At 77.5% G+C, this 4,668-nt stretch carries 3 protein-coding genes; all 3 read left to right on the forward strand.

What is annotated here, in order from left to right; translation table 11 throughout:
* The first annotated feature begins 167 nt into the window (after window positions 1-167).
* The 3 genes from ACFCV8_RS35450 to ACFCV8_RS35460 all read left to right on the forward strand — a co-directional run bounded on the left by ACFCV8_RS35450 (window position 168) and on the right by ACFCV8_RS35460 (window position 4,556).
* On the forward strand, window positions 168-1,988 hold the full coding sequence (locus tag ACFCV8_RS35450) for a DUF3492 domain-containing protein (RefSeq protein ID WP_376689663.1): 1,821 nt from the start codon (window positions 168-170) through the stop codon (window positions 1,986-1,988).
* A 175-nt stretch (window positions 1,989-2,163) separates the two neighbouring features.
* The gene (locus tag ACFCV8_RS35455) at window positions 2,164-3,435 is read left to right on the forward strand and encodes a hypothetical protein (protein ID WP_376689664.1); all 1,272 of its coding nucleotides are present in this window, start codon (window positions 2,164-2,166) and stop codon (window positions 3,433-3,435) included.
* Window positions 3,436-3,590: 155 nt separating this feature from the next.
* The gene (locus ACFCV8_RS35460) at window positions 3,591-4,556 is read left to right on the forward strand and encodes an NAD-dependent epimerase/dehydratase family protein (RefSeq protein WP_376689665.1); all 966 of its coding nucleotides are present in this window, start codon (window positions 3,591-3,593) and stop codon (window positions 4,554-4,556) included.
* Window positions 4,557-4,668 lie beyond the last annotated feature (112 nt).

Below are 4,668 nucleotides of genomic sequence, written 5' to 3' on the forward strand. Positions count from 1 at the left end.
CCCTCTACCTTTGGGGGGGGTGTGGCGTGGTTTTTGCCCCTTCCCCGGTGGTGGGGGGGCCCGCCCCCCCCCCGCCCCCCCCACCACCGGCGTATCCGCTTACGGTCTTCCCGCTGTGAGCCGCCGTTCCCGAGGCGGCCACCACAAGGGAGAGCGGGGGTGTACTCGTGCGGATCGGACTTCTCACCGACGGTGGTTATCCGTATGCGACCGGTGGGTCCGGGCTCTGGTGCGACCGGCTGGTACGCGGACTCCCGCAGCACGAGTTCGACCTCTTCGCGCTCGTCCGCTCCGTCGAGCAGGAGGCGCGGGGCCGGCTCCCGCTCCCGGCGCACGTGCGGCGGATGCGCACCGCGCCGCTGTGGAGCGCCGACGAATACCTCCCCGGCCCCCGGAGCCCGAAGGGCCTGTTCGCCCGGATGGCGACGGGCACCGCGGCCCGCCCGTACGGCCGCCGTGAGCGGCAGTGGTTCACGAACCGGCTCGCGGATCTCGCCGCCTCGGTCTGTGCGGCGGGCGGCGAGGACGAGACCGTCGTACGGAGCCCGGCCGACACCGACCCCCGGTTCACCGACGGCCTGTACGGACTGGCCGAACTGGCCCGCGAGTACGGCGGACTGGCCGCGGCCCTCCGCTCGGAGTCCGCCGTGCAGGTGCTCGAAGCCGCCTGCCGCGCCCGGGGCACCGGACGCACCGTCCAGCGCGCCACCGTCCCCGACCTCCTCGCCTTCGCCCAGGAGCTCGGCCGGGCGCTGCGCCCGCTCTCGCTCGACTGGTACGACGAAGAGGGCCTCGGCGCGGTCGATCTCTGCCACGCGGCCTCCGGCGGCGCCGCCGCCCTCCCGGGGCTGCTCGCCAAGCACTTCTTCCGGACGCCGCTGCTCGTCACCGAGGGCGGCGTGCGGCTGCGGGAGCACTACCTCGCCGCGAGCGGCACCCCGTTGAACGCGCCGGCGCGCGCCCTGCTGGCGAGCTTCCACGGCAGGCTGGTCACCGAGGTGTACCGGCAGGCCACGATCGTCACCGCGGGCAACACCCATGCGCGTCGCTGGCAGGAGCGGTGCGGTGCCGACCGCGCGAAGCTGCGCACGGTCCGTCCCGGCATGGAGCGCGACGGTTTCACGGCGCTGGGGGAGAGCGGTGACTGCGGTCCCGACAACACCCTGGTCTGGGTCGGCCGGATCGAGCCCGCCAAGGACCTGGTCACGCTGCTGCGCGCCTTCGCGCTGGTGCGGGAGGCCGAGCCGGGGGCCCGGCTGCGGATCATCAGCACCACGGGCGCCCTGAACGCCGCGGAGGCGTTGGGTGCGCCGGGTACGTCGGGTACGCCGGGCCTCCCGGCGGCGGGGCCGGAAGACGGGGGCCACCTCGCGCACTGCGAGGCGCTCGCGGCCCGGCTGTTCCCGGGTGCGGCGAGCCCGGTCTCCTTCGAGGAGCTGGGCGGGGCCCGGGTGCCCGAGCTGCCGGACGCCTACGCGGCGGGCGGGGTCGTCGTCCTGTCCGGCGTGGCCGAGGGTTTTCCGGCGGGTCTCGTCGCGTCGATGTTCTGCGGCCGGGCCACGGTCTCCACGGATGCCGGCGCGGTCGTCGAGACCATCGGCGGCACCGGGCTCGTGGTGCCCCCGCGCAACCCCGGGGCGCTGGCCGACGCCTGTCTCGCGCTGCTGCGCGACCCCGAGCGCCGTGCACGGCTCGGTGCGGCGGCGCGTGCCCGGGCGCTCGAACTCTTCACCGTCGAACAGAACCTCGCGGCCTTCCACGGCCTCTACCTGGAGCTGATCGCGCGGGCCCCGGTGCGCGGGCAGGCGGCGACGGAGGACGCCGACGGCGGGCCGCGCCCCTTCGCCACCCCGCCGGAGGCGCACGTCCTGGACGCCTGGCCCGCCCCGGACGCCGTCCGGTCCGCCGCCTGCCGCACCCCCAGTTGGGCCGCCGCGCGCCGGGGCGTCTGCGCGGGATCACGGGGAGCGGGTGGCCGCGATGTGTGAGACGGAGCGGACGGGACGGGGGACCCCCGGTCCGGACGGCAGCGTGGCGGGCGGCGACGAGCACGGAGGAAGCACCATGGACGGCCCGACCGGAGTGTCCGGCACACCCGGCGGATCCGAGGCGCCCCCGGCGCCCGGCACGTCCGACACTCCTGCGGCGCCCGTCACGTTCGATATGCCTGCGGTGCCCGGCACGTCTGCGGCGTCCGGCGCATCCGGCACGTGCGCGGCCCCCGGCACGTCTGCGGCGCCCGGCGAACCCGTGGCGCCCCGGGCCCCCGGCTCCGTGCGCGCTCCCGAGATCGCCTGCTCCGCCCCCGGGCACCCGGCGCGCCGGACCGCCGCCGTGCGCCGCGGCCCCGCCGACCCCGTGCGCTCGCTGATGCACCGCCATCGCGAGCTGTGCGAACGGGCCGTCGACCCGCTGGAGCTCGCCGCCGGGCTCGAAGCCCGCGGTGTCACCGACCGCACCGCCGCCCGCTACCGCCACCGCGACGTCTTCTCGCTCGCCGAGGAACTCTTCGCCCGGATGCCCGGCCTGCCGACCGGCCGCACGAGCGCGCCGGAGGCTCCGGCGCGCGACACCGCGGCCCGCGCCGCCTGGACGCTGCGCGCCCTCCTGCCGGGCGCCGCCTGCGCCGCGACCCTGAGAGCGCTCGCCCTCACCGAGGAAGCGCTCGACGGACGGGCCCGGCTCGCGATCGGCCTCGCCGGCGCCCTCGCCGTACTCACCGCTCTCGCGCTCGTCCTGCGCAGCGGCCCGCTGCGCACCGGAGCCCGCCCCTCGGGCACGGCCACGGCGTACACCTGCTGGCTCCTCGGCTACGTCCTGTACGGCGAACCGCTCCTCGGCCAGGTGCTCAGCGGCGGTCCCGAGGGCCCCTGGGAGCTCACCCCCGCCCCGCTGCTGGGCCTCGCCCTCGCGATCGCCCCGGCCGCCTGGTGCGCCCACCTCTTCTCCGTGCACGCCCGCCGACGGCTCATCGGCAGCCGGGCGCTGGAGGAGTTCGGCGCGGGCGTGCGCCCCCTGCTCCTCGGGGCCGTCGCCCTCCATCTCTGCGCCCTCGTCGCCCTGCTGTACCTCGCCCACCTGCTGTACGGGGGCGGCGGGGCGTACGCCGGGGCGGGCGCGCTCGGGCTGCTGCTCCTGGCCGCCCGGCTGCTCGCCGTGCACGGCTTCCCCGGGCCCGCCACCGGCGGACTGGCCGCCGCCTGCGCGGTCGAGGCACTGGCCCCCGCGCTGGTGCTGGCCGGACGGCTGCCGGGGCTGCATTTCCTGGCCCGCCCCGTCGACCTCCTCGTCCTGACGTCCGGCACCGCAGCCGTGCCTGCCGTCGCCTGCGGCGGAGCCGCGCTCGGACTGCTCATCGCGGCCACCGCAGTCCTCTCCCGCGCATCCGCCCACAGCACCGCCCGACCGGGCGACGAAGGCCCGGTCGCCGCGTAACCCACACCAGTCACATCACCCCCAACGCCTGCCCCGCGGAGCCGACGCCGCGGGTCACCGCCCTTCCCTCGCACCCACATCCCCAAGGAGACACCGGACATGACCCCCCAATCCCCTTCCCCGGCAGCTGGCCGTCGGCGCCGAGGAGGCGAGCGATGAGGGTTCTGCTGCTCGGAGCCAACGGCTTCCTCGGCCGCTTCGTGGCCGACCGGCTGCTCGCCGACCCCGCCGTGCACCTCACGGCGCTCGGCCGCGGCGACGACGCCGACGTACGCTTCGACCTCGCCAGCGGCAGCCCCGGCGCGCTGACCCGCTTCCTGGACGCGGTCCACCCCGGAGTGGTCGTCAACTGCGCGGGCGCCACCCGCGGCGGGGCCCGCGACCTGACCCGGCACAACACCGTCGCCGTCGCCACGGTCTGCGAGGCGATGCGGCGCAGCGTCTGCACCGCCCGGCTCGTGCAGCTCGGCTGCTCCTCCGAGTACGGGCCCTCGCAGCCCGGCTCGTCCACGGCCGAGGACGCGGTCCCGCGCCCCGGCGGCCCGTACGGGGTCAGCAAGCTCGCCGCCACCGAACTCGTCCTCGGCTCCGGCCTCGACGCGGTCGTGCTGCGGGTCTTCTCGCCGGTCGGCCCCGGCACCCCGGCCGGCTCCCCGCTCGGACGGCTGGCCGAGGCGATGCGCCGGGCCATGCAGTCCGGCGACGGCGAGCTGAAGCTCAGCGGCCTCGGCGTGCAGCGCGACTTCGTGGACGTACGCGACGTCGCGCGCGCCGTGCACGCCGCCTCGCTCTCCGCCGCCCAGGGCGTCGTCAACATCGGTACCGGCCGCGCCGTGCGCCTGCGGGACGCCGCCGCCGTCCTCGCCCGGGTCGCCGGGTTCGCGGGCGCGCTGCACGAGCTGGACGCGCCCCCGCCCCGGCTGCCCATCGGCGCCCCGCGCAACTCCAACGAGTCGGTGATCGAGCACCTCTCGGCAACCCCCTCGCCCTACCCGGACGGCTGCGGGGCCTGGCAGCAGGCCGACGTGCGCACCGCCCGGGACCGGCTCGGCTGGCGCCCCCGGATCAATCTGGAGGAGTCCCTCGCGGACATCTGGATGGAGGCGGCGTGCCGCATCTGACCAGCCCCGGGCCCCCCCCCCCGCCCCGCCCCGCGGCCCCGCCCCGGCCCGGGGCCCCGGCCCGCCCGCGCCCGGCGGGGGCGCGGGCGCCCCGGCGGGGGGGGGGGGCCCG

This window comes from Streptomyces sp. NPDC056347 (genome assembly GCF_042262625.1).
Taxonomy (GTDB): domain Bacteria; phylum Actinomycetota; class Actinomycetes; order Streptomycetales; family Streptomycetaceae; genus Streptomyces.

Excerpts from the sequence above, each read along its gene's own strand:
- ACFCV8_RS35455 (WP_376689664.1), top strand. The coding sequence starts at position 2,164 with ATGCCTGCGGTGCCCGGCACGTCTGCGGCGTCCGGCGCATCCGGCACG.
- ACFCV8_RS35460 (WP_376689665.1), top strand. The coding sequence starts at position 3,591 with ATGAGGGTTCTGCTGCTCGGAGCCAACGGCTTCCTCGGCCGCTTCGTG.